This window comes from Nocardioides sp. CPCC 205120, assembly GCF_048654585.1.
In the GTDB taxonomy this organism is placed as follows: domain Bacteria; phylum Actinomycetota; class Actinomycetes; order Propionibacteriales; family Nocardioidaceae; genus Nocardioides.
Genome location: NZ_JBMCYY010000002.1, coordinates 128,186 through 153,343, shown reverse-complemented (window position 1 = coordinate 153,343; position 25,158 = coordinate 128,186). Strand labels below are relative to the sequence as shown.

The 25,158-nt window shown below is 74.1% G+C and carries 26 protein-coding genes; 14 read left to right on the top strand and 12 right to left on the bottom strand.

What is annotated here, in order from left to right; all coding sequences use genetic code 11:
- Nucleotides 1–98: 98 nt before the first annotated feature.
- The 7 genes from ACOACO_RS11775 (at nt 99) to ACOACO_RS11745 (ending at nt 7,461) form a co-directional block, all read left to right on the top strand.
- Nucleotides 99–1,184, top strand: coding sequence for an L-erythro-3,5-diaminohexanoate dehydrogenase (locus tag ACOACO_RS11775; RefSeq protein ID WP_420296469.1), 1,086 nt, complete (start codon nt 99–101; stop codon nt 1,182–1,184).
- Complete coding sequence (locus ACOACO_RS11770; protein ID WP_420296468.1) at nt 1,181–2,746, top strand: lysine 5,6-aminomutase subunit alpha; 1,566 nt, start codon at nt 1,181–1,183, stop codon at nt 2,744–2,746. Before ACOACO_RS11775 ends, ACOACO_RS11770 begins: the two co-directional genes overlap by 4 nt.
- Nucleotides 2,743–3,558 carry an OAM dimerization domain-containing protein gene (locus tag ACOACO_RS11765; RefSeq protein ID WP_420296467.1) on the top strand — a complete coding sequence of 272 codons (816 nt, stop codon included), beginning with the start codon at nt 2,743–2,745 and terminating at the stop codon, nt 3,556–3,558. The genes ACOACO_RS11770 and ACOACO_RS11765 overlap by 4 nt, the downstream gene beginning before the upstream one ends.
- 35 nt (nt 3,559–3,593) lie before the next feature.
- Nucleotides 3,594–3,968: a hotdog domain-containing protein gene (locus tag ACOACO_RS11760; protein ID WP_420297226.1), complete on the top strand. Its 375-nt coding sequence runs from the start codon at nt 3,594–3,596 to the stop codon at nt 3,966–3,968.
- Nucleotides 3,969–4,409: 441 nt separating this feature from the next.
- Nucleotides 4,410–6,125, top strand: a complete 1,716-nt coding sequence (lnt, locus tag ACOACO_RS11755) for an apolipoprotein N-acyltransferase (RefSeq protein WP_420296466.1) — start codon at nt 4,410–4,412, stop codon at nt 6,123–6,125.
- On the top strand, nt 6,122–6,883 hold the full coding sequence (locus tag ACOACO_RS11750; protein WP_420296465.1) for a polyprenol monophosphomannose synthase: 762 nt from the start codon (nt 6,122–6,124) through the stop codon (nt 6,881–6,883). The genes lnt and ACOACO_RS11750 overlap by 4 nt, the downstream gene beginning before the upstream one ends.
- Nucleotides 6,880–7,461, top strand: a complete 582-nt coding sequence (locus ACOACO_RS11745) for an FxsA family protein (RefSeq protein WP_420296464.1) — start codon at nt 6,880–6,882, stop codon at nt 7,459–7,461. The genes ACOACO_RS11750 and ACOACO_RS11745 overlap by 4 nt, the downstream gene beginning before the upstream one ends.
- Nucleotides 7,462–7,473: 12 nt before the next feature.
- Here the strand turns inward: ACOACO_RS11745 and ACOACO_RS11740 are convergent, their stop codons facing one another.
- The 4 genes from ACOACO_RS11740 to ACOACO_RS11725 form a co-directional block, all read right to left on the bottom strand.
- Entirely contained in the window at nt 7,474–7,848 is a 375-nt protein-coding gene (locus tag ACOACO_RS11740; protein ID WP_420296463.1) for an RNA polymerase-binding protein RbpA, read from the bottom strand.
- Nucleotides 7,849–7,936: 88 nt separating this feature from the next.
- Nucleotides 7,937–9,259, bottom strand: a complete 1,323-nt coding sequence (locus ACOACO_RS11735; RefSeq protein WP_420297225.1) for an MFS transporter — start codon at nt 9,257–9,259, stop codon at nt 7,937–7,939.
- A gap of 164 nt (nt 9,260–9,423) precedes the next feature.
- Nucleotides 9,424–10,251 carry a glycerophosphodiester phosphodiesterase gene (locus tag ACOACO_RS11730; protein WP_420296462.1) on the bottom strand — a complete coding sequence of 276 codons (828 nt, stop codon included), beginning with the start codon at nt 10,249–10,251 and terminating at the stop codon, nt 9,424–9,426.
- A gap of 70 nt (nt 10,252–10,321) precedes the next feature.
- Nucleotides 10,322–11,860 (bottom strand): helix-turn-helix domain-containing protein, encoded by a 1,539-nt coding sequence (locus ACOACO_RS11725; RefSeq protein ID WP_420296461.1) that lies wholly within the window; start codon nt 11,858–11,860, stop codon nt 10,322–10,324.
- A 106-nt stretch (nt 11,861–11,966) separates the two neighbouring features.
- Between ACOACO_RS11725 and ACOACO_RS11720 the strand changes: the two genes are divergently transcribed.
- Nucleotides 11,967–12,983: a zinc-dependent alcohol dehydrogenase family protein gene (locus tag ACOACO_RS11720; RefSeq protein WP_420296460.1), complete on the top strand. Its 1,017-nt coding sequence runs from the start codon at nt 11,967–11,969 to the stop codon at nt 12,981–12,983.
- Nucleotides 12,984–13,001: 18 nt separating this feature from the next.
- Here the strand turns inward: ACOACO_RS11720 and ACOACO_RS11715 are convergent, their stop codons facing one another.
- The 3 genes from ACOACO_RS11715 to ACOACO_RS11705 are packed head-to-tail and all read right to left on the bottom strand — an operon-like array spanning nt 13,002 to nt 15,672.
- Nucleotides 13,002–13,703: a methionine ABC transporter permease gene (locus tag ACOACO_RS11715; protein WP_420297224.1), complete on the bottom strand. Its 702-nt coding sequence runs from the start codon at nt 13,701–13,703 to the stop codon at nt 13,002–13,004.
- Nucleotides 13,703–14,731, bottom strand: coding sequence for a methionine ABC transporter ATP-binding protein (locus tag ACOACO_RS11710; protein WP_420296459.1), 1,029 nt, complete (start codon nt 14,729–14,731; stop codon nt 13,703–13,705). Before ACOACO_RS11710 ends, ACOACO_RS11715 begins: the two co-directional genes overlap by 1 nt.
- Nucleotides 14,731–15,672, bottom strand: coding sequence for a MetQ/NlpA family ABC transporter substrate-binding protein (locus ACOACO_RS11705; protein WP_420296458.1), 942 nt, complete (start codon nt 15,670–15,672; stop codon nt 14,731–14,733). Before ACOACO_RS11705 ends, ACOACO_RS11710 begins: the two co-directional genes overlap by 1 nt.
- Before the next feature lie 152 nt (nt 15,673–15,824).
- Here ACOACO_RS11705 and ACOACO_RS11700 point away from each other — a divergent pair, with 152 nt between their 5' ends.
- Nucleotides 15,825–16,325, top strand: coding sequence for a phosphoribosyltransferase (locus ACOACO_RS11700; RefSeq protein ID WP_420297223.1), 501 nt, complete (start codon nt 15,825–15,827; stop codon nt 16,323–16,325).
- A gap of 59 nt (nt 16,326–16,384) precedes the next feature.
- On the opposite strand, the gene ACOACO_RS11695 is transcribed toward ACOACO_RS11700, so the two are convergent.
- Both ACOACO_RS11695 and ACOACO_RS11690 read right to left on the bottom strand, forming a co-directional pair.
- On the bottom strand, nt 16,385–17,395 hold the full coding sequence (locus ACOACO_RS11695; protein ID WP_420296457.1) for a CNNM domain-containing protein: 1,011 nt from the start codon (nt 17,393–17,395) through the stop codon (nt 16,385–16,387).
- On the bottom strand, nt 17,392–18,837 hold the full coding sequence (locus ACOACO_RS11690) for a hemolysin family protein (RefSeq protein ID WP_420296456.1): 1,446 nt from the start codon (nt 18,835–18,837) through the stop codon (nt 17,392–17,394). Before ACOACO_RS11690 ends, ACOACO_RS11695 begins: the two co-directional genes overlap by 4 nt.
- A gap of 248 nt (nt 18,838–19,085) precedes the next feature.
- Between ACOACO_RS11690 and ACOACO_RS11685 the strand changes: the two genes are divergently transcribed.
- Entirely contained in the window at nt 19,086–19,544 is a 459-nt protein-coding gene (locus tag ACOACO_RS11685) for a VOC family protein (protein WP_420296455.1), read from the top strand.
- Between the two features lie 46 nt (nt 19,545–19,590).
- Here ACOACO_RS11685 and ACOACO_RS11680 read toward each other — a convergent pair whose 3' ends face one another.
- A complete protein-coding gene (locus ACOACO_RS11680) occupies nt 19,591–20,406 on the bottom strand; it encodes an SDR family NAD(P)-dependent oxidoreductase (RefSeq protein ID WP_420296454.1) in 816 nt (271 codons plus the stop codon).
- Between the two features lie 50 nt (nt 20,407–20,456).
- On the opposite strand from ACOACO_RS11680, the gene ACOACO_RS11675 reads away from it, so the two are divergent.
- Complete coding sequence (locus ACOACO_RS11675) at nt 20,457–20,978, top strand: 2'-5' RNA ligase family protein (protein ID WP_420296453.1); 522 nt, start codon at nt 20,457–20,459, stop codon at nt 20,976–20,978.
- A 44-nt stretch (nt 20,979–21,022) separates the two neighbouring features.
- Here the strand turns inward: ACOACO_RS11675 and ACOACO_RS11670 are convergent, their stop codons facing one another.
- Both ACOACO_RS11670 and ACOACO_RS11665 read right to left on the bottom strand, forming a co-directional pair.
- Complete coding sequence (locus ACOACO_RS11670; protein WP_420296452.1) at nt 21,023–21,682, bottom strand: hypothetical protein; 660 nt, start codon at nt 21,680–21,682, stop codon at nt 21,023–21,025.
- Entirely contained in the window at nt 21,679–22,995 is a 1,317-nt protein-coding gene (locus ACOACO_RS11665) for a serine/threonine-protein kinase (protein WP_420296451.1), read from the bottom strand. The genes ACOACO_RS11670 and ACOACO_RS11665 overlap by 4 nt, the downstream gene beginning before the upstream one ends.
- A 190-nt stretch (nt 22,996–23,185) precedes the next feature.
- Between ACOACO_RS11665 and ACOACO_RS11660 the strand changes: the two genes are divergently transcribed.
- The 3 genes from ACOACO_RS11660 to ACOACO_RS11650 all read left to right on the top strand — a co-directional run bounded on the left by ACOACO_RS11660 (nt 23,186) and on the right by ACOACO_RS11650 (nt 25,154).
- Nucleotides 23,186–23,830 (top strand): CDP-alcohol phosphatidyltransferase family protein, encoded by a 645-nt coding sequence (locus ACOACO_RS11660; protein WP_420296450.1) that lies wholly within the window; start codon nt 23,186–23,188, stop codon nt 23,828–23,830.
- Nucleotides 23,827–24,282 carry a VTT domain-containing protein gene (locus ACOACO_RS11655; protein ID WP_420296449.1) on the top strand — a complete coding sequence of 152 codons (456 nt, stop codon included), beginning with the start codon at nt 23,827–23,829 and terminating at the stop codon, nt 24,280–24,282. The genes ACOACO_RS11660 and ACOACO_RS11655 overlap by 4 nt, the downstream gene beginning before the upstream one ends.
- A gap of 263 nt (nt 24,283–24,545) precedes the next feature.
- Entirely contained in the window at nt 24,546–25,154 is a 609-nt protein-coding gene (locus tag ACOACO_RS11650; RefSeq protein ID WP_420296448.1) for a hypothetical protein, read from the top strand.
- Nucleotides 25,155–25,158: the final 4 nt, after the last annotated feature.

The window sequence follows — 25,158 nt, the reverse complement described above, 5'->3', positions numbered from 1 at the left end:
GTTGCCGCCGGGGGCGGCCTCTGCCACAGTAGGCGGAGATCGTCCCGTGTGTCGATCATCACGCCGGAAGATCTGTCGTCCAGACCGGGAGACGCCACATGTCGCTGACCCAAGAGACCCTGCCCGCCGCCGACCCCGTCGGCCTGCACCGCGTGCTCGACCGCCCCCGGGTGCTGCCCCAGGCCGCCGCGCGCCTGGACGCCCGCCCGGAGGTGGCGGACGACGAGGTGCGCCTGCGGGTCGAGCGGCTCAACCTGGACGCCGCGTCGTACCGCCAGCTCGTGGGGGAGCACCAGCAGCCCGACGGCGCGCTCGACGTGCCCGCCCTGCGTGCGCGGGTGCTCGGGATCGTCGCCGAGCGCGGCAAGATGCAGAACCCGGTGACGGGCTCGGGCGGCATGCTGCTCGGCACCGTCGAGGAGGTGGGGCCGGCCTCGCCGCTCGGGCTGCGGGTGGGCGACCGCGTGGCCACGCTCGTCTCCCTCTCCCTGACCCCCCTGGTCCTGGCCGACGGCCTCGAGCGGTGGGACGGGCGCGGCGAGCAGGTGCCGACGGACGGGCACGCCATCCTCTTCGGCCGCTCGGTGGCCGCCGTCCTCCCCGACGACCTGCCCGACCACCTCGCCCTCTCGGTCATGGACGTGTGCGGCGCCCCCGCCCTCACCCGCCGCGTGGTGGCGGCGCACCACGAGCGCGACCGCGGAGCACCGGTGGTGGCCGTCGTGGGCGCCGCGGGGAAGTCCGGGTCGCTCTCGCTGGCCGCCGCCCGGGACGCCGGGGCCGCACGGGTGGTCGGCGTCGTCCCCGTCGAGCACGAGCGGGCGGCGCTCGAGGCGTCGGGGCTCGCCGACGCCGTCGTGCTCGCCGACGCCCGGGACCCGGTCGCCCTGCGCGACGCCGTGGTCGCCGGCGGGGGACCGGCCGACGTCACCGTCGTCTGCGTCGACGTGCCCGGCTGCGAGGGCGGCGCGGTGCTCGCCACCGCCGACGGCGGCACGGTCGTGTTCTTCTCCATGGCCACGTCGTTCACCGCGGCGGCGCTGGGCGCCGAGGGCCTGGCCGCCGACGTGACGATGCTCGTCGGCAACGGCTACGTGCCGGGCCACGCGGCGTACGCGCTCGACCTCGTGCGCACGGTGCCCGCCGTGCGCAGCCTGCTGGAGCAGCGGGAGGCCCGCCGGTGAAGCTGCACCTGCCGCCCCAGACCGTACGGCGCGCCCGCGAGCTCGCGGCCCGCGTCGGGCAGCCCGTGGTCGACCTGGCCCGCGCCCACACCACCGTGGCCGTGGAGCGGGCCACCCTGCGCCTGGCGGGGCTGCCCGGTGCCGACGCCGAGGGCACGCCCTGGGTGAACCGGCTCCTCGACGTGCTCGACGAGGACCTCGGGGAGGACGCCCTCGCGCACGGCGTCGTCGTGCCCGTCTGGGACGCCCTGCTGCGCGGCGAGGCCGACGACCTGCCGTCGCTCGCGCAGAAGGCGGCCGCCGGGTCCGTGCGGTTCCGCCTGCCGACGGGCGCCGACGCCCGGGCGGCCCGCGCCGCCGCCGACGGCCCGGTCGCCGCCGGCCTGGCCCGCGTCGACGCCCGGCGCGCCGAGCGCGACCGCCTGCTGCGCGAGGTCGGGGACGCGCCGCGCCAGCCGTGGATCTACCTCATCGTCGCGACCGGGAACATCCACGAGGACGTGCCCCAGGCGCAGGCCGCGGCCCGCGCCGGGGCCGACGTCATCGCCGTCATCCGCAGCACCGGGCAGAGCCTCCTCGACTTCGTGCCGGAGGGGGCGACCAGCGAGGGCTTCGCCGGCACCTACGCGACGCAGGAGAACTTCCGGCTCATGCGCGCCGCGCTCGACGAGACGAGCCGGGAGCTGGGCCGCTACGTGCGGCTCACCAACTACGCCAGCGGCCTGTGCATGCCCGAGATCGCCGTGCTCGCCGGTCTCGAGCGGCTCGACATGATGCTCAACGACTCGATGTACGGGATCCTCTTCCGCGACATCAACCCGGTGCGCACCTTCGTCGACCAGCGGTTCAGCCGCCAGGTCCACGCCCGGGCGGGCATCATCATCAACACCGGCGAGGACAACTACCTCACCACCGCCGACGCCGTCGAGGCCGCGCACACGGTGACGACCAGCCAGCTCCTCAACGAGTTCTTCGCCCGCGAGGCCGGGCTCGAGACGTGGCAGCTGGGCCTGGGCCACGCCTTCGAGATCGACCCGGCGGTGCCCGACTCGTTCCGCCTCGAGCTGGCCCATGCGCTCCTGGCCCGCGAGCTCTTCCCCGGCGCCCCGCTCAAGTGGATGCCGCCGACGCGCCACATGACCGGCGACGTCTTCCGCGGCTACCTGCTCGACGGGTTCTTCAACCTGGCCGGGGCGCTGACGGGCCAGGGCATCCTGCTCGTCGGGATGATGACGGAGGCGGTCGTCACCCCGTGGCTCTCGGACCGCGACCTGGCGCTGCAGAACGTCCGCTACGTGCTCGACGCCGCGGGCCGGCTCCACGAGGACTTCCACCCGGCCCCCGACGGCGTCATCGTGCAGCGCGCCCACCAGGTGCTCGCCGAGTCCGTCGACCTGCTCGAGCGGATCCTCACCCACGAGCGCGGCCTGCTCGACGCCATCGCCGACGGCACCTTCGGGCTCATGCGCCGCCCGCCCGACGGCGGCCGCGGCCTCGACGGCGTCCGCGTCAAGGCGGACGACTACCACAACCCGGCCACCGACCTGCTGGAGGCGACGTGAGCAGCGCACCTGCCGACGTACCGGCACCCCCGACCCCGCCCGGGACACCACCCGCCCCGGGGGAGGCCCCGCCGGGCCGCCTGGTGCTCCCGTACGGCGACACGACCGGCGACGGGATGGTGCAGCTCTCCTTCACCCTGCCGCTGCCGCACGACAAGCTCGCCGAGGGAGCAGCGGAGCAGCTGGCGGCGAAGATGGGCATGGACCCGGCCATGGTGGTGCACGCCCGCCCGATCGGCGACGGCTTCACCTTCTTCGTCGTCTACGGACGGGTGCGCCACGTCGTCGACACCGCGCGGGTCGAGGTCGTGGAGCGCGACTACCCGCTGCTGGGCCCGAAGGAGGCGAACCTCGCGATCCGCGAGAGCCTCCAGCGGCGCCTCGTGGTCGTCGGCGCCTGCATCGGCACCGACGCCCACACCGTCGGCATCGACGCCATCCTCAACGTGAAGGGGTTCGCGGGGGAGAAGGGGCTGGAGTACTACCGGGAGATCAAGGTGGTGAACCTCGGCGCCCAGGTCGCGGTCCCCGCCCTCGTGGCGGCGGCCGTGGCCGAGCAGGCCGACGCCGTGCTGGTCTCCCAGGTGGTGACGCAGCGCGACGCGCACCTGCTCAACACCCGTGAGATGGCGGCGGCGTTCCGGGAGGCCTACCCGCCGGCGCGGCGGCCGCTGCTCGTGGTGGGGGGCCCGCGGTTCGACGAGCGGATGGCCGACGAGCTCGGCGTCGACCGGGTCTTCGCCCGCGGCACGACCCCGGGCGAGGTCGCGAGCTTCCTCGTCGACCGGGTACGCCGGCGGGTGGCGGCGTGAGCGCCCCCGGGGCGGGCCCGGTGGTCGGCACGGTCGTGACCCACCGCCGGTACGTCGCGCACTCCCACGCCCACTACGCCGGGGGGCTGGTCGACGGCGCGTTCGGGCTCGGGCTGTTCGGCGACGTGGCCACCGAGATGTGCATCCGCACCGACGGCGACGAGGGCCTGTTCGCCTCCTACGACGACGTCCAGTTCCTCGCTCCCGTGCGGGCCGGCGACGTCGTCGAGGTGCGCGCCGAGCTCGTCGCCGTGGGGCGACGCTCGCGCCGCCTGGCGCTCGAGCTGCGCGTCGTGGCGCGGGGCGCGGCCACCCCGGGGCGCCCCGGCGCGGCCGTGCTGCTGGACGAGCCGCTGGTCGCGACGCGGGCCTCCGGGACCGTCGTCGTGCCGGGGCCCGAGGCGGCCTAGCCCGCACGACGGCGTGTCCGGCGGCGACACGCCGCGAGGGCGCGGATTCGCTGCGGAAAATCGCGGCGGGCCACCCGTGCCCTGACCTGCGCCGATAGTGCATCCGCCCAGGTCAGCGCAACATTGACACACTCCGGCGACACCGGAAGTCTGTGCCGGGTTCACCTAGGGCAGTTCGCGCGTGGGGGCCGAGATGCCGAGCGGTGGGTCGACGGGTCGCGCACCACTTCCCGACCGGCCGGCCGACTCGCTCGGGTCCCGTGCTGCGGTGGTGGACGCGGAGGGGGTTGCGTGGTCCGTAGACAACTTCTCGGTCCCGGTAGCCAGCCGGGCCCGCGTCGGTCCGAAGGCCACGCCGACCCCCTCCGCCCTGCGGAGGGTCGCCGCGAGTTCACGCCGACGATCCCGGGGCGTCACGTCGGGTGGGCTACCTTTCCCCGCATGCCCGCGTCGTCCCGTCTCCGCGTGCTGCTCGCGGTCGTGGCGGGTCTCCTCGGGTCCGCCGCCTTCGACCCGGTGGGCCTCGTGCTGTGCGGCCCGCTGGCCGTCGCCGGCCTCGCCCTCGCCGTGCGCGGCACCCGCGTGCGCACCGCCCTGGCGCTCGGCACGCTCTTCGGTGCGGCCTTCCAGTTCGCGCTCCTGTGGTGGATGCGCGCCGTGGGCCCCGACGCGTGGATCGCGCTGTCCCTCATCGAGACGCTCTACTACGCCGTCCTCGGCCCCGTCGTGATGGCGCTGCAGCGCGTGCGCGGCTGGCCGCTGTGGGTGGCGGCCGCGTGGGTGGCCTGCGAGGAGCTGCGCGGCACCTGGCCGTTCGGCGGCTTCCCGTGGGGCCGGCTGGCCTTCGGCACGGCCGACACCCCGTTCTCCGCGCTGCTGCCCTGGGTGGGCACGGCCGGCACCAGCCTCGTGCTGGCCCTGCTCGGCACCCTCGCCGCCGCCGCCGTCGTGGCGCTGCAGGCCGAGGGCCGGGGACTCGTGCGGGACCGGCGCCGGGTGGCGCGGCTCGTCGTACCCCTCGGGGTGCTGGGCGGCGTCGTCGCGCTGGCGGCGCTGCGGCCCTACGAGGTGCCCACCTCCGGCCCGGTCGTCCCCGTCGCCGCCGTCCAAGGGGACGTGCCCGGCGCCGGCGACGACGTCGTGCCGGTGCACCGCGAGGTCACCGAGAACCACGTGCGCACCACCGTCGAGCTGGCCGACCGCGTCGCCGACGGCACCTCCCCGGAGCCCGCCTTCGTGCTGTGGCCGGAGAACTCGACCGCGGTCGACCCCTTCACCGACGGCTCGACCACCGCGGGCATCGAGGAGGCCGTCGCCGCCGTCGGCGTGCCCGTCGTGGTCGGGGGCATGGTCGACGCGCCGGTCGAGGGCCAGGTGCTCAACCAGGGCATCGTCTGGGACGACGTCACCGGCCCCGGCGACCGCTACGCGAAGCGCCACCCCGTGCCGTTCGGCGAGTTCATCCCGTTCCGCAACGCCGGCCTGGCCTCGATCGTGGACGACTTCGACCTGATCCCGCGCGACATGGTCGCGGGCACCCGCGACACCCCGCTCGACGTCGCGGGCATCCGGGTGGGCAACGCGATCTGCTTCGACGTGGCGTACGACGACGGGTTCCGCGACCAGGTCCGGGCCGGCGCGCAGCTGCTCACCGTGCAGACCTCCAACGCCATGTTCATCCGCACCCACCAGGTCGACCAGCAGTTCGAGATCACCCGGCTGCGGGCGCTCGAGTCCGGCAAGTACCTCGTCGTGGCCGCCATCAACGGCCAGAGCGCCGTGGTCGGTCCCGACGGCGAGGTCGTGCGCTCGATCGACCGGCGCACGCGGGGCGTCGTCGAGGCCGACGTGGTGCTGAACGACGTGGTGACCCCGGGGCTGCGGATCGGCCCGTGGGTCGCGGCGGGCGTCACGGCGGCCACCGTCCTGCCGCTGCTCGGCCTGGTGCTCGCGGGACTGGGCGTCGCGTGGCTGCGGCGGCGTACCGTTGCGGGGGAGCGCGACGGCGCGAGCGGCGACGCCGGCCGGCGGGCGTCCGGGCGGGCGTCCGGGCGGGCCGAGGACGGCGGGCACGCGGAGCACACAGCGGAGAACGGGGAGACCGGGCCCGTCGGGTCCCGGGGCACCGCAGGGACGACGAGGGAGACGGTGGGATGAGCCACAGCGACCTGGGGCGCGGCGTGGTCGTCGTGCCGACGTACAACGAGGCGCTCAACCTGGAGGCGGTCGTCGCCCGGGTGCGCGCCGCCCAGCCCGAGCTCGACGTGCTCGTCGTCGACGACGGGTCGCCGGACGGCACGGGCGCCATCGCGGACCGCCTCGCGGCCGCCGACCCGGCCGTCAGCGTCGTGCACCGCACGGAGAAGGCCGGCCTGGGCGCGGCGTACCTCCACGGCTTCGCGGTGGCCCTCGAGCGCGGCTACGACGTCGTGGGCGAGATGGACGCCGACGGCTCGCACCAGCCCGAGCAGCTCGGCCGGCTGCTCGACGCCCTGGGGTCCGCCGACCTCGTCATCGGGTCGCGGTGGGTGCGCGGCGGCTCCGTCGTCAACTGGCCGTGGACCCGCATGGCGCTGTCGCGCGGCGGCAACCTCTACGTGCGCCTCCTCCTCGGCATCCGGGTGCGTGACGCGACGGCCGGGTTCCGGCTCTTCCGCCGCACGACGCTGGAGAAGATCGACCTGGCCTCCGTGCAGTCGACGGGCTACGTCTTCCAGACCGACCTGACGTGGCGCACCCTGCAGGCGGGCCTCGTGGTCGCCGAGGTGCCGATCGAGTTCGTCGAGCGCGAGCGCGGCGAGTCGAAGATGACGGGCGCGGTGGCGGGGGAGTCCCTGCGGCGCATCACCCGCTGGGGCCTGCGCGAGCGCCGGCGCCAGCTGCGGCGGTTCGTCCGGGAGCGCCGCCGCCCGTGAGCTCCACGCCCCACGTCCCGCTCACCCCGGGCCCCGGCGGACCCGGTGGACAGGGACCGCACCCGGCCGGCAGCGTCCGGGCGGCGCGCCTGCGCACCCTGCGCCTCGTGCTGCCGCTGCTGGTGGGAGTGGTCGTCGAGGTGGCCGCGGTCGTGGTGGTCGCCGGGTGGATCGGCGTGCTCCCGACCGCCCTGCTGCTCGTGGCGTCCACGGTCGGCGGCGTCGTGCTGCTGGGCCGCGAGGGGCGGCGCTCGTGGCGCGCCGCGCTGGACGCGGCCCGCTCGGGTCGCCCGCCGGCCGACGACCTCCTCGACGGCGTCCTCGTCGTCGTGGGAGCTGGTCTGATGATCGTGCCCGGCCTCGTCAACGGGGTCCTGGGGCTGCTGCTCCTCGTGGCGCGCCCCGTCGTACGACGGCCGCTGCGGGCCCTGCTGACACGGCGAGCCCGCCGGTACGGCGTACCGACGGGCTCGTGGCCCACCCCGGGGGGCGGGTCGTCCGCGACGTCCGGGGCTGCCGGACGCGACGACGTGGTGCGGGGCGAGGTCGTGGACCCCGACGAGGGGCCCCGGGCCTGACCCCGCGGGGCGTCAGCCCTTGCTGCGGCTGGGCCGGTGCAGGTGCGCCGGCCCGATCTGGCCGCCGCGCAGCATCTCGAGGCGCTCCGTGAGGATCTCCTCGAGCTCGCCCTCGGACCGCCGCTCGAGCAGCATGTCCCAGTGCGTGCGGGCCGGCTTCTCGACCTTCTCCTCCGGCTGGATGCCGGCGGTGCTCAGCCCCTCGGAGCCGCAGCGCGGGCACTCCCAGTTCGCCGGGATGTCGGCCTCGACGGACATCGTGATCTCGAACTCGTGACCCTGCGTGCAGCGGTAGCCCACCTGCTGACGCGCGGCGAACTCGATGCCGCGCTCGTCCTCGAAGGACTGCCCCCCGAGTCGCGCTCCTCGCAACGTGCGCTCTGCCATGCGGGCACCTCCACCTCTCCGATCGGTCCCTACGCCTAAGTGCTCAACGGTACTGGTCGGCCGGGGATTCCCGAAAAGACGCCCCTGCTCACACGCGGGGCGGCTCGGCGAGCGTCGTACCCGGCCGCAGGCCCGCGCGAACGGGCAGCAGGAGCAGCAGGCCCACGAGCAGCACCACGAGGATGCCGAGGATCCCGAAGTACTGCGCGTCGTCGGAGGAGGTGCCCGTGACGGCCGCGCCGAAGGTCAGCGCCAGCGCCCAGCCCATCGGGGCGAGGAAGCTGGCCGCCCGGCCGGTCGTGGCGTAGAGCCCGAAGACCTGGCCCTCGCGCCCCGGCGGCACGAGACGCGCCAGCAGCGAGCGCGACGCCGACTGCGCCGGGCCGACGAAGATGCAGAGGACCAGGCCGAAGATCCAGAACACCGTGGTGCCGCCGTCGTGGAACAGGAAGACGGCCGCGCCGGCGAGGCACATGCACACGAGCGAGACGACGATGACCCGCTTCGGCCCGACGCGGTCGTCGAGCGCGCCGGCCGCGATGGTCGCGATGCCCGCGACCACGTTCGCGGCGACGCCGAAGATGATGACGCCGCCGTCGCTGAAGCCGAACGTGCCGGCCGCCAGGACGGCGCCGAAGGTGAAGACGCCCGCGAGCCCGTCGCGGTAGACCGCGGAGGCGCCGAGGAAGTAGACGGTGTCGCGGTCGGTGCGCCACAGCTCGGCCACCGTCGCGAACAGCCGGCGGTAGGACGCGGCGATCCCGAGGCGCGGCTCGCGGGCCGCGGCGGCGTCGCGGGGACGGTCCCGGATGGTGAGGATGACGGGCAGGGAGAACGCGAGGGTCCAGGCCGCGCAGACGAGCATCGTCACGCGCACGTCGAGGCCCTCGTCCCCGGTCACCCCGAAGAGGCCGACCTCGGGGTTGATGAAGCCGAAGTACACGAACAGCAGCAGCACGATGCCGCCGAGGTAGCCCAGGCCCCAGCCGAGCCCGGAGATGCGGCCCACGGTGGCCGGGGTGGCGATCTCGTTGAGCATGGCGTTGTAGTTGACCGACGCCAGCTCGAAGAAGACGTTGCCCGCCGCGAGGAGCAGCAGCCCCAGCCAGAGCATGCTCGCGTCGGGGGTCACGAGGAACATGAGGGCCGAGGCGACCACGACGAGCATCGTGTTGACCGTCAGCCAGAAGGTGCGGCGCCCGGAACGGTCGGCGCGCTGGCCGATGAGGGGGGCCAGCACCGCGATGGTCAGGCCGGCCGCGGCGAGGGCCCAGCCGAGCTTGGTGTCGACGCCGGAGCCGAACAGCGGCTCGCCCGCGTCGTCATCCGCCGTCAGGTAGACCGTGAACACGAAGGTCGTGATGACGGCGTTGAACGCCGCCGACCCCCAGTCCCACAGCCCCCACGCCACGACGGGCCAGCGGGCCTTCCGCGGCTCGACCGCTCCGCCGCTCCCGGGCGTTCCGCCCGTTCCGCCCGTCCCGCCCGTTCCGTCCGTCTCGACCGTCACGTCCCCTCCTCGTGGTGGTGCCAGCTCGTCCCGCGGGTGGTCCCCGGACGTGTCGCGGTCGCCGCTCACGGCGTGCGCGGGTGTCGCCCGCCCCACGCGCCGCGGGCGACGAGAACGTCGCGCAGCACGTCGGTGCGGTCGGTCATGAGGCCGTCGACGCCCAGGTCGAGCAGCGCCTCCATCTCGGCGCGGTCGTCGATCGTCCAGACGTGGACGTGCTTGCCGGCGGCGTGCGCGCGTCGGACCAGCCGCGGGGTCACGATCGGGACGACCCGCTCCACCGGCACCTGCAGCGCCGCGACCCGGCCCCCGGTGAGGCGGTCGGCGACCCGGCCGGGCAGCAGCACGAAGGCGAGGATCTCGGCGCGGTGGGCGGCGGTGGGCACGCGGTGGCCGACGAGGCGGCGGAAGCGTCGCAGGCGGCCGGCCGAGAAGGAGCCGACGAGCACCCGGTCCCACAGGTCGGCCTCGGCGATGAACGCGGCGAGGGCGTCGGGGGAGCGGTCGCACTTGAGGTCGATGTTGAAGCGGGCCCCCGGGAGGCGCTCGACGAGCTCGGCGAGCGTCGGCACGGTGCCCCGCTCGCCGACCCGCAGCCGGCGGACCTCGGCGAGCGTCAGGTCCCCGACGGCGCCGGTGGAACCGGTGACCCGCTCGAGCAGGGCGTCGTGAAAGGCGACCAGCACGCCGTCGGACGTGACCTGCACGTCGGTCTCGAGGTGCACGTAGCCGAGGTCGGCCGCGTGCTCGAACGCCTCGAGGGTGTTCTCGTGGCCCACGACCGCCGGGTGGGCGGCGCCGCCGCGGTGCGCGAAGGCGAGGGGGGCGCCCGGGTGGGCCTCGTCGCCGTCGAGGTAGGCGAACCCCGTCACCGGGGTCGTCGTCGCGGTCACGGGCGTCACCCTAGCCCGCCGGCGACCGCCTCGGAGGGCGGTCGCCGGCAGGGCTGGGGAGGGGTGCGGCTCAGATGTCGCGGAACGGGACGATGTTCGCGCCGAGCTGGTTCAGCCGCTCGGCGAGGTCCTCGTAGCCGCGGTGGATGACGTACGTCGAGCGCAGCACCGAGGTGCCCTTCGACGCCAGCATCGCGAGGAGGATCACGACCGCCGGGCGCAGCGCCGGCGGGCAGACGATCTCCGCACCCGAGAAGTGCGTCGGGCCCTCCACCAGCACGCGGTGGGGGTCCATCAGCTTCACGTTGCCACCGAGCTTCGTCAGCTCGGTCAGGTAGATCGCCCGGTTCTCGTAGACCCAGTCGTGCAGCATCGTCTGGCCGTTGGCGACCGCCGCGATGACGGCGAAGAACGGCAGGTTGTCGATGTTGAGGCCGGGGAACGGCATCGGGTGGATCTTGTCGAGCGGCGCGTGCAGCTCGGAGCGGTACGTCGTGATGTCGACCAGGCGGGTCTCGCCGTTGAGCGCCACGTACTCCGCGGAGCGCTCGTAGCGCAGGCCCATGCCCTCCAGCGTCGCGAGCTCGACCTCCATGAACTCGATCGGCACCCGGCGGATGGTGATCTCCGAGCCGGTCACGATCGCCGCGGCGAGCAGCGACATGGCCTCGATCGGGTCCTCGCTCGGCGCGTAGTCGACGTCGACGTCGATGTGGGCGCGGCCCGTGACGGTGAGGGTCGTCGTACCGATCCCCTGGACGTCGACGCCGAGCTTGCGCAGGTAGAAGCACAGGTCCTGGACCATGTAGTTCGACGAGGCGTTGCGGATGATCGTCGTGCCCTCGTTGAGGGCGGCCGCCATGAGCGCGTTCTCGGTGACGGTGTCGCCGCGCTCGGTGAGCACGATCGGCTTCACCGGCTCGGTGCCGTGCGCGACCTGCGCGTGGTAGTGGCCCTCGGTGGCCTTGACCTCGAGGCCGAAGTGGCGCAGCGCGGACATGTGGGGCTCGACGGTGCGCTCGCCAAGGTTGCAGCCGCCGGCGTAGGGCAGGTCGAAGGTCTCGAGGCGGTGGAGCAGCGGGCCGAGGAACATGATGATCGAGCGGGTACGACGCGCGGCCGCCGCGTCGATGTTCGACAGGTCGAGGTGCTCGGGCGGGATGATCTCGAGATCGTTGTCGGCGTTGAGCCAGCGGGTGCGCACGCCGAGGCTCTGCAGCACCTCGAGGAGGCGGTTGACCTCCTCGATGCGCGCCACCTTGCGCAGCACGGTGCGGCCGCGGTTGAGCAGCGAGGCGCACAGCAGCGCGACGCCGGCGTTCTTGGAGGTCTTGACGTCGATGCTGCCCGAGAGGGTCGTCGGCCCGGTCACGCGCAGGTGCGTGGGCCCGGAGCCGATGGCCACGATCTCGGAGTCGAGCGCCGTGCCGATGCGGGCCAGCGTCTCGAGGGACAGGTTCTGGTGTCCCTTCTCGATGCGGTTCACCGCGCTCTGCGAGGTGCCGAGCACCTCTGCGAGCTGGGTCTGCGTGAGGCCCCGGTGGTTGCGGGCGTCGCGGATCAGTCGGCCGATACGTGCCTTGTAGTCGGCCTGGTCGTCACCAGTCATGCCGACCACGGTATCTCAGATATGAGATAGGACAACGCACGGTCCGTACGGCGTGCCGAGGGCCCGGGGCAGGCCGCCGTGCGGGCCGCTGCGGCAGGATGGGCCCATGCGCGCCACCACCCTCCACGGCCCCCGCGACATCCGCGTCGAGGACGTCCCGGACCCCACCCTCGAGCTGCCCACCGACGCGATCGTGAAGGTGCGGGCGGGCTGCGTGTGCGGCTCCGACCTCTGGCCCTACCGCGACGAGGCCACCGAGGGCTGGCGCACGATCGGCCACGAGGCCGTGGGCGAGGTCGTCGCCGTCGGCGACGAGGTGCGCCAGGTGCGCGTCGGCGACTTCGTGGTCGTGCCCTTCTGCCACAGCGACGGCACCTGCCCGCACTGCCGGGCGGGCGTGCACTCCGCCTGCACGAACCTCGGCATGACGGTGTCGGGCCAGGCCGAGTACGCGCGGGTGACCCAGGCGGACGGCTCGCTCGTCGCCGTGCCCGGCGGCGCCCCAGACCCGGCGCTGCTGCCCTCGCTGCTCACCCTGACCGACGTCATGGCGACCGGCTGGCACGCCGCGGTGAGCGCCGGCTTGCGTCCGGGGTCCACGGTCGCGGTCGTGGGCGACGGCGCCGTCGGCCTGTGCGGCGTGCTCGCCGCCAGCGCCATGGGGGCCGAGAGGGTCGTCGCGCTGTCGCGGCACGAGCCGCGCCAGCGTCTCGCCCGGGAGTTCGGGGCCACGGACGTCGTCGCCGAGCGCGGCAAGGAGGCGACCGCCGCGCTGCGCGAGCTCACCGGGGGAGTGGGGGCCGACGCCGTCCTGGAGTGCGTGGGCACCGGAGACGCGGTGCGCACCGCCTTCGCGATCGCCCGTCCCGGCTCCACCGTCGGCTTCGTCGGCGTGCCGCACGGCGTCGAGCTGCCCGTGAACCGGATGTTCGCCACGAACGTGGGCCTGGCCGGCGGGATGGCGCCGGTGCGGCGCTACCTGCCCGACCTGCTCGAGCGGGTGCTGGCCGGGACCATGGAGCCGGGCCGGGTCTTCGACCTGACCCTGCCGCTCGAGGAGGCCCCCGAGGCCTACCGGGCGATGGACGAGCGGCGCGCCGTCAAGGTCATGCTCGAGCCGTGACGGGCGCCGCCCGGCGACTCAGGTGCGCAGGACCTTGCGGGCCAGCAGGTTGCCGGCGAGCTGGGCCAGCTGCACGATCGCGACGAGCAGGAGCACCGCGGTCCAGGTGACCACCCAGTCGAACTGGCGGTAGCCGTACTGCTGCGCGAACGTGCCCAGTCCTCCGCCGGCGATGACACCGGCGATCGCGGAGGCGTCGACGATCGCGACGAACGCGAAGGTGAAGCCGAGCACGAGCGGGCCGAGCGCCTCCGGCACCAGGACGGTGCAGGTGACGCGCAGGCGGCTCGCCCCCATGGCGCGGGCCGCCTCGATGACGCCGGGGCTCACGCTCACCAGGTTCTGCTCGACGATGCGCGCGATCATGAACATCGCCGCGAGCGTCAGCGCGAAGACGACCGCCCGCGTGCCGATGCCGATGCCCACCACGAGGCGGGCGGCCGGCTGCACCGCCGCGATGAAGATGACGAACGGGATGGGCCGGAAGAAGTTGACCAGCGTGTTGAGCAGGACGTGGGTGGGCGCGTTCGCGTAGAGCCCGCCGCGCTTCGTCAGGTGCAGGGCCAGCCCGAGCAGCAGCCCGAGCGCACCGCCCAGCACCAGGGTGATCGACACCATCGTGAGGGTCTGCCCGAGGGCCTCCCACACCTGCGGCCACAGCTCCGGCAGGCGGGTGTCCACCGCCTGGCTCGTGACGGCCTGGCTCGTGACGGGGCCCATCACTCGACCTCCTCGAGACGCACGAGGCCGGCGACCTCGTCGATGGCCGCCTGGACGGCGTCGGGCCCGCCCTCGAGGGCGAGGGTCAGGTTGGCGAAGGTGCGGTCGCCGACGGCCTCGATGCCGCCGTACACGAGCTCGAAGCCGACGCCGTGGCGGGCGAGCGCGTCGTACACCTGGGTCTGGCGCACGTCGGCGTCGCGGAACGCGAGGCGCACGAAGCGCCCGTGGTGCCGCTCGCGCAGCACCGCGAGGAGCGCGTCGTCGGGCCGGTCGTCGACGACCGTGCCCACGAACCGGCGGGTGACGGGGTGGCTGGGGTCCGCGAAGACGTCGGCGACGACGCCGCGCTCGACCACCCGGCCCTCCTCCATCACCGAGACGGTGTGCGCGAGCTGGCGCACGACCTCCATCTCGTGGGTGATGAGCAGGATCGTCACCCCCAGGTCGCGGTTGACGCGGCGCAGCAGGTCGAGCACGTCCCGGGTGGTCTCGGGGTCGAGGGCGCTCGTCGCCTCGTCGGCGAGCAGCACCTTCGGCTCGGTCGCGAGGGCGCGGGCGATCCCGACGCGCTGCTTCTGCCCGCCCGAGAGCTGGTCGGGGTAGGCGTGGGCCTTGTCGGCGAGACCGACGAAGTGCAGCAGCTCGGAGATGCGCCGCTGGTGCTGGTCCCTCGGCACCCCGGCCACGGTCAGCGGGTAGGCGAGGTTGCCGTAGACCGTGCGGGACCCGAAGAGGTTGAACTGCTGGAAGATCATGCCGATGTCGCGGCGCACCTCCCGCAGCTGCTTCTCGGGCAGTCCGACGAGCTCGGTCCCGTTGACCACGACGCTGCCGGAGGTCGCCTCCTCCAGCGCGTTGACGAGGCGCACGAGGGTCGACTTCCCGGCTCCGGAGTAGCCCACGATCGCGTGGATCTCCCCGGCCTCGACGCTCAGGGAGACCCCGTCCACGGCGCGCAGCGCGGGGGCGCGGCGGCCGCGGCCGGGGAACTCCTTGACGACGTCGGTGAGCTGGACGACGGACATCAGCCTGCGTTCGCCTCGCGGGTCTGCTCCTCGAGGTCCGCCAGCGTCGCCTGCAGCTCCTCGGCGGGGATCTCGACCAGCTCGGCCGTGCCGCCGGAGGCGTCGAGCACGCCCTGCTGGACGGCCTCGCTGCTCTGGTAGACCTCGACGACCTTGCGGTAGGTCGCGTCGTCGGCGTCCTCGGCGCGCACCACGAAGATGTTGACGTAGGCCTGGGCCGAGGCGTCCGCCGGGTCGTCCTGCGCGATGGCGTCCTCGAAGGTCAGGCCCGTGTTCTCGACGAAGTCGTTGTTGATGACGGCCGCGGCCACGTCGGGCAGCGAGGCGCCGGTCAGGTCGGCCTGGATGGCGCGGACCTCGACGCGCGAGGAGTCCTCGACGTCGTCGACGGTCGAGTACGCCGAGCCGCCGTCGGCCAGCTCCACGAGACCGGCCTCCTGCAGCATCAGCAGGGCACGAGCCTGGTTGGTGTCGTCGTCGGGGACCACGACGGTCTCGCCGTCCGGGATGTCCTCGGGCGAGTCGTACTCGTTCGAGTAGAGGCCCAGCGGGTAGATCGCGGTCGAGCCGATCGGCGTCAGGTCGTCGTCGTTGGCCACGTTGTAGCCGGCCAGGTACAGCAGGTGCTGGAACTGGTTGACGTCGATCGCGCCCTCGGAGAGCGACGGGTTCGGCTGCAGGTAGTCCGTGAAGTTCTGGATGTCGAGCTTGATGCCCTCGTCCTCCAGCTCGGAGGCGAAGGTGTCCCAGTACTCCTCGCTGGCGTCGGCGACGCCGATGCTCACCTCGGTCAGGGGCTGGCCGTCGGCGCCGACCTCGTCGTCACCGCGGGTGAGGACGAAGACCAGCACGGCGGCCACGACGAGGAGGGCCACCACGACGGCGGCGACGATCGGCAGCCGCGACTTCGGCTTCTCGACGAGGGGAATGTTCTCGGACATCGGTGTTCCTGTTCTGCGGCTCGTGACCGCGTCGACCGTGAGCGGCGGGTAGCCGCGACCATGAGACGGTAGGACGCTGTGACCCCAGCGACTCACGGGTCCCGCATGGTGACCACGTGAGCATCGTCTCCCGTCCGGCGCGGACCCGTACGATGCGGCGGGTGAGCGAGCGGGAGACCCTGACGTGGGAGACGTACGGCGAGGCGGTGCGCGAGCTCGCGCAGCAGGTGGCGGACGCGGGGTTCGTCCCCGACGTCGTGCTCGGCATCGCGAGGGGCGGCCTCATCCCGGCCGGCTCCATCGCCTACGCCCTGGACTGCAAGAACCTCTTCACGATGAACGTCGAGTTCTACACCGGCGTGGGCACCACCCTCGCGGTGCCGACGATGCTCCCGCCGTACCTCGACGCCTCCGAGCTGGACGACGCGCGGGTGCTGATCGTCGACGACGTGGCGGACTCCGGCAGGACGCTCGAGATGGTCTACGACTTCTGCCGCGACCACGTCGCGGAGGCTCGCACCGCGGTGATCTACGAGAAGCCGCGCTCGGCGGTCAAGGGCGACTTCGTCTGGAAGCACACCGACCTGTGGATCAACTTCCCCTGGTCGACCCAGCCGCCCATCACCGACCGCTCCGGCGTGCGCGACGCCTGACCCGGCCCCTCCGGGCCGCGGGGGAGCCGCCCGGGGTGAGCACCCCGGGCGGCCCGTGCTCAGCTCGCGACCTGCTCGGGGAAGAGGCCCCGCAGCATGTCGGCGAACGAGACGACGCCGACGAGGCCGTCGCGGTCGCGCACCACGGCGAGCTGCGCGCTCTCCGCGCGCATCTCGGCCAGCGCCGCCAGCACCGTGGTGTCGGGAGCCAGCTCGTGCAGCGGCCGCACCAGTGGGCCGACGGGGCCGTCGCGGTCCTCGGTGAGGGTGTCGCGCACGTGCACGAGGCCTGTCGGGACCTCCGGGCTGCCCACCAGGATGCGCAGGTGCCCGGTGCTCCGGCTGGCGTCCTGCACCGCACCGACCGTCGCGTCCGTCGGCACCGCCACCGGGCGCCGCGGGCGCACGAGGTCGCGCACCTGGAGGCGGCCCAGGTCGAGCGCCCCCTCGAGCTGGGCGGAGTAGCTGGCGTCGAGCGCACCGACGTTCGCCGAGTGCTGCACCAGCTGGCGCAGCGCCTCGGGGTCCTGCCCCGAGGCCAGCTCGTCCACCGCGTCGACGCCCACCCGGTGCAGGCACCAGTTCGCCGCGCTGTTGAGCAGGCGCAGGACCGGGCGGGTCAGCCACATGAAGCCGCGCATGGGGATGGCCAGCAGCGTCGCGGAGCGCTCCGGGTGGGCGATCGCCCAGGACTTCGGCGCCATCTCGCCCACCACGAGGTGCACGAAGGTGACCACGACGAGGGCAAGCACGAACCCGGCGACGTCGGCCAGCCACAGTGCGGCGCCCCACGACTCGAAGAGCGGGGTGAGCCAGTGGTGCACGGCCGGCTTGGTGATCGCACCGAGCGCGAGCACGCACAGCGTGATGCCGAGCTGGGAGCCGGCGAGCAGGACCGACAGCTCGGAGGCGCTGCGCAGGGCCGCGCGGCCCGCCCGGCTCGTGGCCGCGGCGTCCTCCAGCCGGTGCTTCTTCGCGCCGATGAGCGCGAACTCGATCGCGACGAAGAACGCGCTGAGCGCGATGATCAGGACGGTCGCCACCACGACGACCACGGGGTTCTCCATCATGCGTCCACCTCACCGGTGCGCTCGGCGCGTGCGTCGTGCTCGGACCCGTTCGTGTCGTCCGCGGCGCCGTCCTCGTCCGGCGGGGGGAGCAGGCGCAGGCCCACGAGGGCCGGCACGTACTGCTCCACCTCCAGCACCTCGACCTCGAGGTGCCACACCCCCGGCTCGTCGGTCACGGCCAGGTCGCCCGGGTCGTCGGGCAGGCGTACGACGACCGTCGTGCCGGCCGCGGGGAGCGCGCCGTACTCGGCGATGACGAGACCGGCGATGGTCTCGAAGTCGCCGGAGGGCAGGTCGCGACCGACGATCCGCTCGACCTCGTCGACGGGCAGGTCGCCCCGCAGCTCCCAGCCGCCGCGCTCGGCGTCGACGCGGAACTCGGGCTCGGCCGGCTCGTCGTGCTCGTCGCGGATCTCGCCGACGATCTCCTCGACCAGGTCCTCGATCGTGACGATGCCGGCGAGACCGCCGTACTCGTCGACGACGCAGGCCAGCTGGTCCTTGGCCTCGGCGATCGCCCGCAGCGCGTCGGGCATCGGCATGAGCTCGGGCAGGACGACGGCGGGGCGCAACGCGGTGGTCACCGGCTGGGTCCAGGTGTCGTCGTCACCGGCGCCGAGGTCGAGCAGGTCGACGAGGTGCACCACGCCGAGGATCTCGTCGTCCTCACCCAGGACGGGGTAGCGCGAGTGGCCCGTGTGCATCAGCGCCCGGACCTCGCCGAGCGTCGCGTCCGCGTCGACGGAGTCGACCCGGCTGCGGGGCACCATGGCGTGCTCCACGTCGTGGTGGGGGAAGTCGAGCACCCGGTCCAGCAGCACCGACATCTCGTCGGTGAGCTCGCCGGAGGCCCGGGACTCGGCCACGATGTGCTCGAGGTCGCGAGCGGTGGCCGAGCTCTCCACGTCGTGCACGGGCTCGATCTTCAGCGCCCGCAGCAGCAGGTTGGACGACTGGTCGAAGAACCAGATCAGCCAGCCCGTCGCCGCCAGGTAGGCCAGCGTCGAGCGCGAGAGCCACCGGGCCACGGGCTCGGGGCGCGCGATCGCCAGGTTCTTGGGGAACAGCTCGCCGAACAGCATCTGCACGAACGTCGCGAACAGCAGCGCGAGCAGGGTGCCGATGGTCACGCCGACCGCGGTGGGCACGCCGCCGAGGCCGAGCAGGTCGCCGAACGCCGCGCCGATCAGCGGCTCGGCCACGTAGCCGACCAGCAGGCCGGTGACGGTGATGCCGAGCTGGGCGCCCGAGAGCATGAAGGAGGTGCGGCTCGTCACCTTCAACGTGCGCACGGCGGCGGCGTCGCCGGCCTCGGCGCGGGCACGGAGGCGGGAGCGGTCGACCGCCATGTACGCGAACTCCTGGGCGACGAAGTAGCCGGTCGCCGCGGTGATCGCGAGGACGACGAGCACGCCGAGGAGCAGGGAGAGGATGATCGTCACCGGCGGCTCACCTCCCCGGGCGCGGGGTGGCAGGCGTCTCGTTGCCGGGACGAGCTGGGTCTACAGGGTTCGCTGGGGTCGGATGTCGGCCCGTTCATTCCTGTCCTCTGTCGGGGGTGGTTCCGGCGGGCGCCGGTCCTGGTGGGTGCAACGACGCCGGGGCGCGGATGGTTCCCGCCACGACGTCACCGTCATCATCGCAGTCGGGTCCTTGCGGGGGCCGTCGGCGACGGACGACCATGGCGGCCATGACCGTCGGCCAGGACGTCCACTTCATCACCTTCGCCACCCGCGACCTCGACGCCGCCCGCCGGTTCTACACCGGCGGCCTCGGCTGGGAGCCGCTGCTGGACGTGGCGGACGAGATCGTCTTCTTCCAGGTGGCACCGGGCACCGTGCTGGGGTTCTTCGAGGCGTCCCGCTTCAACCAGGACCTGGGGACCGACCGCGACCGCTCCGCGGTGTCGGGCGTCACGCTGGCCCACAACGTGGGGGAGCGGGCGGAGGTGCCCGAGGTGGTGGCCGCCATGGTGGCCGGCGGCGGGACGGTCCTCGTCGAGCCGCAGGAAGGTGACTTCGGCGGCGTCTTCCACGCGATCGTCGAGGACCCGAACGGGGTCGTCTGGGAGGTCGCGCACAACCCGGGGTGGTACGTCGACCCGCAGGGCCGCGTGTCGTTCACCGGGCCCGACCCGGCCGGGGACTGAGCCGCCCGCGGATGCCCGCCGACGTCCCCGGAGAGGTCAGCCGGGCTCAGCGCCGCCGGGGGCGCGACTGCAGGCCCATCGCCCGGGAGCCGATCGCGTCGGGGAGGTGGGTCAGCACCTCGGCCAGCACCGCCGTGCGCAGGGAGCCGGCGCGGACGTGGCGCTTGCCCGCGAGCAGCGCGTCGACCGCGTCGCGGGCGACGTCGCCCGGGTCGTCCTTGCGACCGCGGGCGATCGGGGCGTCCGCGAGACCGGCGCGGTCGAAGAAGCGGGTGTCGGTGGGGCCCGGCATGAGCGAGGTCACGGTGACGCCCGATCCCCGCAGCTCCTGGGCGATCCCCTCCGCGAACGAGTGCACGAACGCCTTCGACGCCGCGTACGTCGCCTGGTAGGGGCTCGGCGCGACCGCCGCGACGGAGGCGGTGACGAGGATGCGCCCGCTGCGGCGGGCCGCCATGTGGTCGACCGCCAGTCCCGCCAGGTGCACGGTCGAGCGGACGTTGAGGTCGACGAGCTCCAGGTGACGGGCCAGGTCGCTGCCCGCGAACGTGCCGCCCACGCCGACCCCGGCGTTGAGGGCGGCCACCGCGAGGTCCTCGCCCCGACCCGTGACCTCACCCCAGAGGAGCTCCACGCCCTCCGGGTGCGCCAGGTCGGCCCGGACGGGGTGGACCTCGCGGTCGGGTCGACGTGCGCGGAGGGCGTCGGCCGCGGCGTGGACGGCGTCGCTGCGGCCGGTGACCACCACGTCGTACCCCCGGTCGACGAGCTGCTCCGCCAGCGCCCGGCCGATGCCGCTGGACGCTCCGGTGACGAGGGCGAGACCGGGGCGATCGCCGCTGACGTGGTCGCTGGGTGCCATGCGCACCGGTACCCAGCGCCCGCCGGGGGCAGCGTCGGTAGCGTGGCGGCGTGCGCGACTCGCTCGACCTCCTGCTCGACGACGCGGGGGAGGCCGTTGTCCGCGCGGAGTGGACGGCGCTGGTCGACGCTGGTCTCCCGAGCGCCGGGGACCGCCGCGACGCGACCCACGCGCCCCACGTGACGGTGGCCGAGCGCGACGCGGTCGATCCCTGCGCCGACGAGGCGATCGAGACCCTGGTGGCGCTGCTGCCGGTCGCGGTGCACCTCGGCGCGCCCGTGGTGCTGGGCGCCCGGCGCGGGGTCGTCGTGGCGCGTTCCGTCGTACCCACCGCGGAGCTGCTCGCGCTGCACGCCGCGGCCCACGCGGCGCTGGGACCGGGTGGTCCGCCGTGGTCGGCACCGGGACGCTGGCTGCCGCACGTCACGGTCTCCGGGCGTCTCGAACCGCCGCAGGTGGGCGCGGTGGTCGCGGTTTTGGGACCGGGGTACGACGTCGTCGGCGCCCGGCTGCGCCGCTGGTCGCCGGGCACCCGCGCCGTGCGGGACCTGGGCGACGACAGCGCCCGGTAGCCACCGTCGCGGACGTCGGCAGGGGTCCGTCAGGAGGGGGCGGATCAGCCGTTGCGGCCGTTCCCGTTCCCGTTGTTGCCACCGCCGTTGCCGTTGCCGCCGCCGTTGCCGCCGCCGTTCCCGCCGCCGTTCCCGCCGCTGTTGCCGTTGCCGCCGCTGTTGCCCGAGCCGCCGGAGCCGCTGGACCCGTTGCCGCGCCCGTTGCCCGAGGGCGCCGACGGGGCAGGGGCGGGACTGGCGGTCGCCGGGGCGACCGGTGTGGGGGAGGGCGTGGGGGTGGGCGTGGGCTGCGCGGCCGGGGCGGGTGACGCCGGCGGCTCGGCCGTCGCGGGGGCGGTGGCGACCGGGTCGGCGACCGCGGGGTCGGTCACGGCCGGGTCGGGGAGCGCCGAGCGCAGCGCCTGCGCGGCCGTCAGCACCTCGGCGGCCTGCGCGTCCGTGAGGTCCCCGTCGCCGTGCGCCTGCGTGACCTGGTCGAGCAGCGTGGCCAGCAGGCCGTCGGCGCGCTCGATCTCCCCGGCCGCCACGGCGGCGTCGATGGCCGCGAGGGAGGTGCGCAGCTCGGGCACCGCCTCGCCGGCCGTGCTGTCGGAGCCGCAGGCCTGCAGCGGCCCCACGGTGAGCACGGCGACCAGCACCGCCCCGGCTGCCCGTCGCACGCCCCGGGCGGGGATGAGCCGGGTGGGGCCGCGGCGCGCGGTCACCGGCCCGTCCCGTCGATCGCGTCGTGCAGGTCCTCGAGCGGGTCCCGCAGCTCCGCGGGGACCTCCGCGGGCAGCTCCGCGTCCGCAGGCACGGCTTCCTCCGTCGGCAGCAGGGCGACGAATCCGGCCGCGACGACGGCGGCCGACGCCGCTGCGACGCCCCAGCGACGTCTCGCCCGTCGGCGGGGCAGCGGTGACGCCTCCTGGGTCTCCTGGGCCCCCGCGGTGCCCCGGTCGCCGGGAACCGTCGGCCTCGCGAGCACCTCGTCGGTCCCCGCCGGCTCGGCGAGCCCGTGGCCCGCCTCCGCGGGGGCCGCGGTGGCCTCCGCGTGAGCCGGCGTCGGCGTTGGCGTCGGCGTCGGGGCCGGCGTCGGGGCCGGCGCGGTCAGGTCGGCGACGGGTCCCGCCGTACCGAAGCCGGGCTGCCACGCCTGCGTGCTGGTGGAGGAGTCGGCCGCGCTCGGGACGGGGGCCACCGTCGAGACCGCGACCCTGCGACCGCCCGGCGCGGCGGCGAGCCCACGCAGCAGGGCGGCGACCCGGGCGGCGTCGGGACGTCGGTCCGGGTCCGAGGCCGTGAGCTCGCTCAGCAGGCGCGCCCACGCACCGCCGAGCTGCGTGGGGACTGCGGGGGAGCGCGCGAGGCGGGCCAGGGCCGCCTCGGTGGGCGGACCCGAGTAGACCTGGCGCCCCGTGAGGGCCTCCAGCAGCACGAGCCCGAGCGAGTAGAGGTCGGTGGCGGCGGTCACGCCCTGCTCGCCGCGGACCTGCTCGGGCGACAGGTATGCCGGGGAGCCGATCACGGCGCCCGCCCGCGTCAGCTGCGCCTGCTCACCCATGAGGCGCGCGATGCCGAAGTCGGCGAGCCAGGCGCGGTCGTCGGCGCCGACGAGGACGTTGCCGGGCTTCACGTCGCGGTGCACGACGCCGGCGGCGTGCACGTAGGCGAGGGCCTCCGCGACCTGGGCGCCGACGTGCGCGACCCGGGCCGGCGGGAGCGCGCCGGCGGCGCAGTGCTCGCGCAGCGTGCTGCCGCGCACGAGCTGCATCACGAGGAAGGGGCGGCCCCCGTCGGTGCCCGCGTCGAGAACGGTGACGAGACCGGGGTGGCTGAGGGCGGCCAGGGTGCGGGCCTCCCCGGCGAAGCGGTCGTGGTGGGCGCCGGGCGTACCGGGATCGCGCAGGACCTTCACGGCGACGTCGCGCTCGAGCACGCGGTCCCGCGCCCGGTGCACGTCCGCCATCCCGCCGCTGCCGATGAGCTCGAGCAGTGCGTAGCGGTCCGCGAGGACGTCGGGATCCGTGGTCACCATCGGGGCCTCCTCCGATCGGGCGCGGTCCGGGTCCACGCCTCATCCACCCCCGAGATACAACGAGCCCCACGGCGAGACGTGACGGCGGGGCCGACGACCCCGGGCGCCGGTACCCCGCGGCGGGCCGGCCGAGTCACGGCACCGCGAGTCGGCTCGTCACCGGGCACCCCCGGCGCGATAGGTTGCGCGCATGGCGGGCAGCCCGGACCGGATCTACGCCGACCCCTCGACCGAGCGGTTGATGACGGGCGCGACGGTCATCACCTTCGTGCGCACGGTCGCGACCCTCGTGCTCAGCCTCTGGGGCGCCTACGAGCAGAGCCTGACGCTGCTCGTGATCGGTCTCGTCGTGTACTGGGTGGGCGACTCCCTGGACGGCGAGTGGGCGCGCTGGTTCGACTGCGAGACCCGCATCGGCGCCGTGGTGGACATGCTGTGCGACCGCATGAGCTGCGCCGCGTTCTACCTGGGCCTCGTGTGGCTCCAGCCCGAGATGGCGTTCCCGGTGGCCGTGTACCTCTTCGAGTTCATGGTCATCGACATGTTCCTGTCGATGGCGTTCCTCGCGTGGCCGCTGCGCAGTCCCAACTACTTCCACGTCGTCGACCGCCGCATCTACCTGTGGAACTGGTCGCGGCTGGGCAAGGCGGCGAACTCCGGGCTCTTCGCGATCATCCTGCTCGTCACGGGCTGGTGGTGGCTGGGGCTGATCATCGCCGTGGGCCTGCTCGTCCTGAAGTGCGTGTCGCTCAAGTGGGTGCTCGACCTCGGCCTGCCCGTGCCCGCCGCGCCCCGGGCCGCGCCCGCCGTACCCAGCGGGGGACCGACCGGGTGATCCTCCTCCTGACCACCCTCGGTGTGGGGGTGGCGTCCGCGTTGCTCCCGGTCGTCAACGCGGAGGCCTACCTCGCCGGCGTCGGCGCCCTGGGCAGCGGCGGCCTCGTGCTGCTGTCGATCGCGGCCGGCGCAGGCCAGACGCTCGGCAAGCTGGTCTGGTACGAGGTCGCCCGCCGTGGTGTCCAGACCGAGTGGGCACAGAAGAAGCTGTCCGGCCCCAAGGTGCAGCGCGTCTACCAGCGCTGGACCGAGCGCATGGAGGGTCGGCCGTGGTACGCCGCCGCCATCATGTTCGTCTCCGCCCTCGGCGGCGTGCCACCCCTGCTCGTGATGGCCGCCGTGGCCGGCGCGCTCCGGATGCGCCGCGAGGTGTTCCTGGTTTCCGTGCTCGTCGGCCGCTCGATCCGGTTCTGGCTGGTGCTGGCCGGGGTGCACTTCCTCTTCCACTGAGCCGGTCGGTCAGCGGGTCGGTCAGCGGGTCGGTCAGCGGGTCGGTCAGCGGGTCGGTCAGCGGGTCGTCAGCGGGTCGGCCGACGGGTCGGTCAACCACGAGGTAGTCCTTTCGGACTAGACCACCTGGGTCCTTCGAGCCGGTCCGGCGACCGGTCGGCCATTTCCGGGGCTCGCAGCAGTTCTTCCTGCGGTTGTCCTCGGTAGCCCTGCTGCGCGGCCGACGGGAGAGGGGATCACACCCCTCACGGAAAGGCCCTGCCATGCGCACCCCGTCCAGCAAGTCGAAGAAGATCGCCGCCGCTGCCGCCACCCCCGTCGCCGTCGTCCTGGCCGGCGCCCTGGTCTGGCAGTCCTCCCACGCCGCGTTCAGCGGCACCACCCGCAACTCGGGCAACTCCTGGTCGACCGGCGCGGTGAGCCTCACCGACGACGACGCCGGCACCGCCCGCTTCCAGGCCGCCAGCATGACCCCGGGCGACACCGAGACGAAGTGCATCAAGGTCACCGCGACCACCGACGTCCCCGGCGTCGTGAAGGGTTACACCCTCAACGCGGTCAGCTCCGCCCAGGGCCTCGAGAACTACATCAAGATCGGCATGACCGCCGGGGACGGCGGCGGGTTCGGCAGCTGCAGCGGCTACGTCGAGGAGCAGACCGTCGTGGCGGCCGGCACGAGCCTGAGGTCGCTGTCGCAGATCGACGAGTACGCCGAGGGCGTCGGCGGGTGGACCGTGGGCCCGGGCACCACCTCGCGCACCTACGCCATCACGTGGACCTTCGACACGACCGGTCTCTCGCAGGCCCAGGTCGACCAGCTTCAGGGCGCCCGCACCGGCATCGACATCCAGTGGGAGCTCCAGACCGACTGATCGC

What these genes read in the sequence shown, in the direction of transcription:
- ACOACO_RS11660 (WP_420296450.1), top strand. Translation starts at nt 23,186, where the DNA reads ATGGCGGGCAGCCCGGACCGGATCTACGCCGACCCCTCGACCGAGCGG.
- ACOACO_RS11680 (WP_420296454.1), bottom strand. Translation starts at nt 20,406, where the DNA reads ATGGCACCCAGCGACCACGTCAGCGGCGATCGCCCCGGTCTCGCCCTC.
- ACOACO_RS11720 (WP_420296460.1), top strand. Translation starts at nt 11,967, where the DNA reads ATGCGCGCCACCACCCTCCACGGCCCCCGCGACATCCGCGTCGAGGAC.
- ACOACO_RS11725 (WP_420296461.1), bottom strand. Translation starts at nt 11,860, where the DNA reads ATGACTGGTGACGACCAGGCCGACTACAAGGCACGTATCGGCCGACTG.
- ACOACO_RS11750 (WP_420296465.1), top strand. Translation starts at nt 6,122, where the DNA reads ATGAGCCACAGCGACCTGGGGCGCGGCGTGGTCGTCGTGCCGACGTAC.
- ACOACO_RS11775 (WP_420296469.1), top strand. Translation starts at nt 99, where the DNA reads ATGTCGCTGACCCAAGAGACCCTGCCCGCCGCCGACCCCGTCGGCCTG.
- ACOACO_RS11650 (WP_420296448.1), top strand. Translation starts at nt 24,546, where the DNA reads ATGCGCACCCCGTCCAGCAAGTCGAAGAAGATCGCCGCCGCTGCCGCC.
- ACOACO_RS11710 (WP_420296459.1), bottom strand. Translation starts at nt 14,731, where the DNA reads ATGTCCGTCGTCCAGCTCACCGACGTCGTCAAGGAGTTCCCCGGCCGC.
- ACOACO_RS11685 (WP_420296455.1), top strand. Translation starts at nt 19,086, where the DNA reads ATGACCGTCGGCCAGGACGTCCACTTCATCACCTTCGCCACCCGCGAC.
- ACOACO_RS11665 (WP_420296451.1), bottom strand. Translation starts at nt 22,995, where the DNA reads ATGGTGACCACGGATCCCGACGTCCTCGCGGACCGCTACGCACTGCTC.
- ACOACO_RS11705 (WP_420296458.1), bottom strand. Translation starts at nt 15,672, where the DNA reads ATGTCCGAGAACATTCCCCTCGTCGAGAAGCCGAAGTCGCGGCTGCCG.
- ACOACO_RS11700 (WP_420297223.1), top strand. Translation starts at nt 15,825, where the DNA reads ATGCGGCGGGTGAGCGAGCGGGAGACCCTGACGTGGGAGACGTACGGC.
- ACOACO_RS11695 (WP_420296457.1), bottom strand. Translation starts at nt 17,395, where the DNA reads ATGATGGAGAACCCCGTGGTCGTCGTGGTGGCGACCGTCCTGATCATC.
- lnt (WP_420296466.1), top strand. Translation starts at nt 4,410, where the DNA reads ATGCCCGCGTCGTCCCGTCTCCGCGTGCTGCTCGCGGTCGTGGCGGGT.
- ACOACO_RS11715 (WP_420297224.1), bottom strand. Translation starts at nt 13,703, where the DNA reads ATGGGCCCCGTCACGAGCCAGGCCGTCACGAGCCAGGCGGTGGACACC.
- ACOACO_RS11740 (WP_420296463.1), bottom strand. Translation starts at nt 7,848, where the DNA reads ATGGCAGAGCGCACGTTGCGAGGAGCGCGACTCGGGGGGCAGTCCTTC.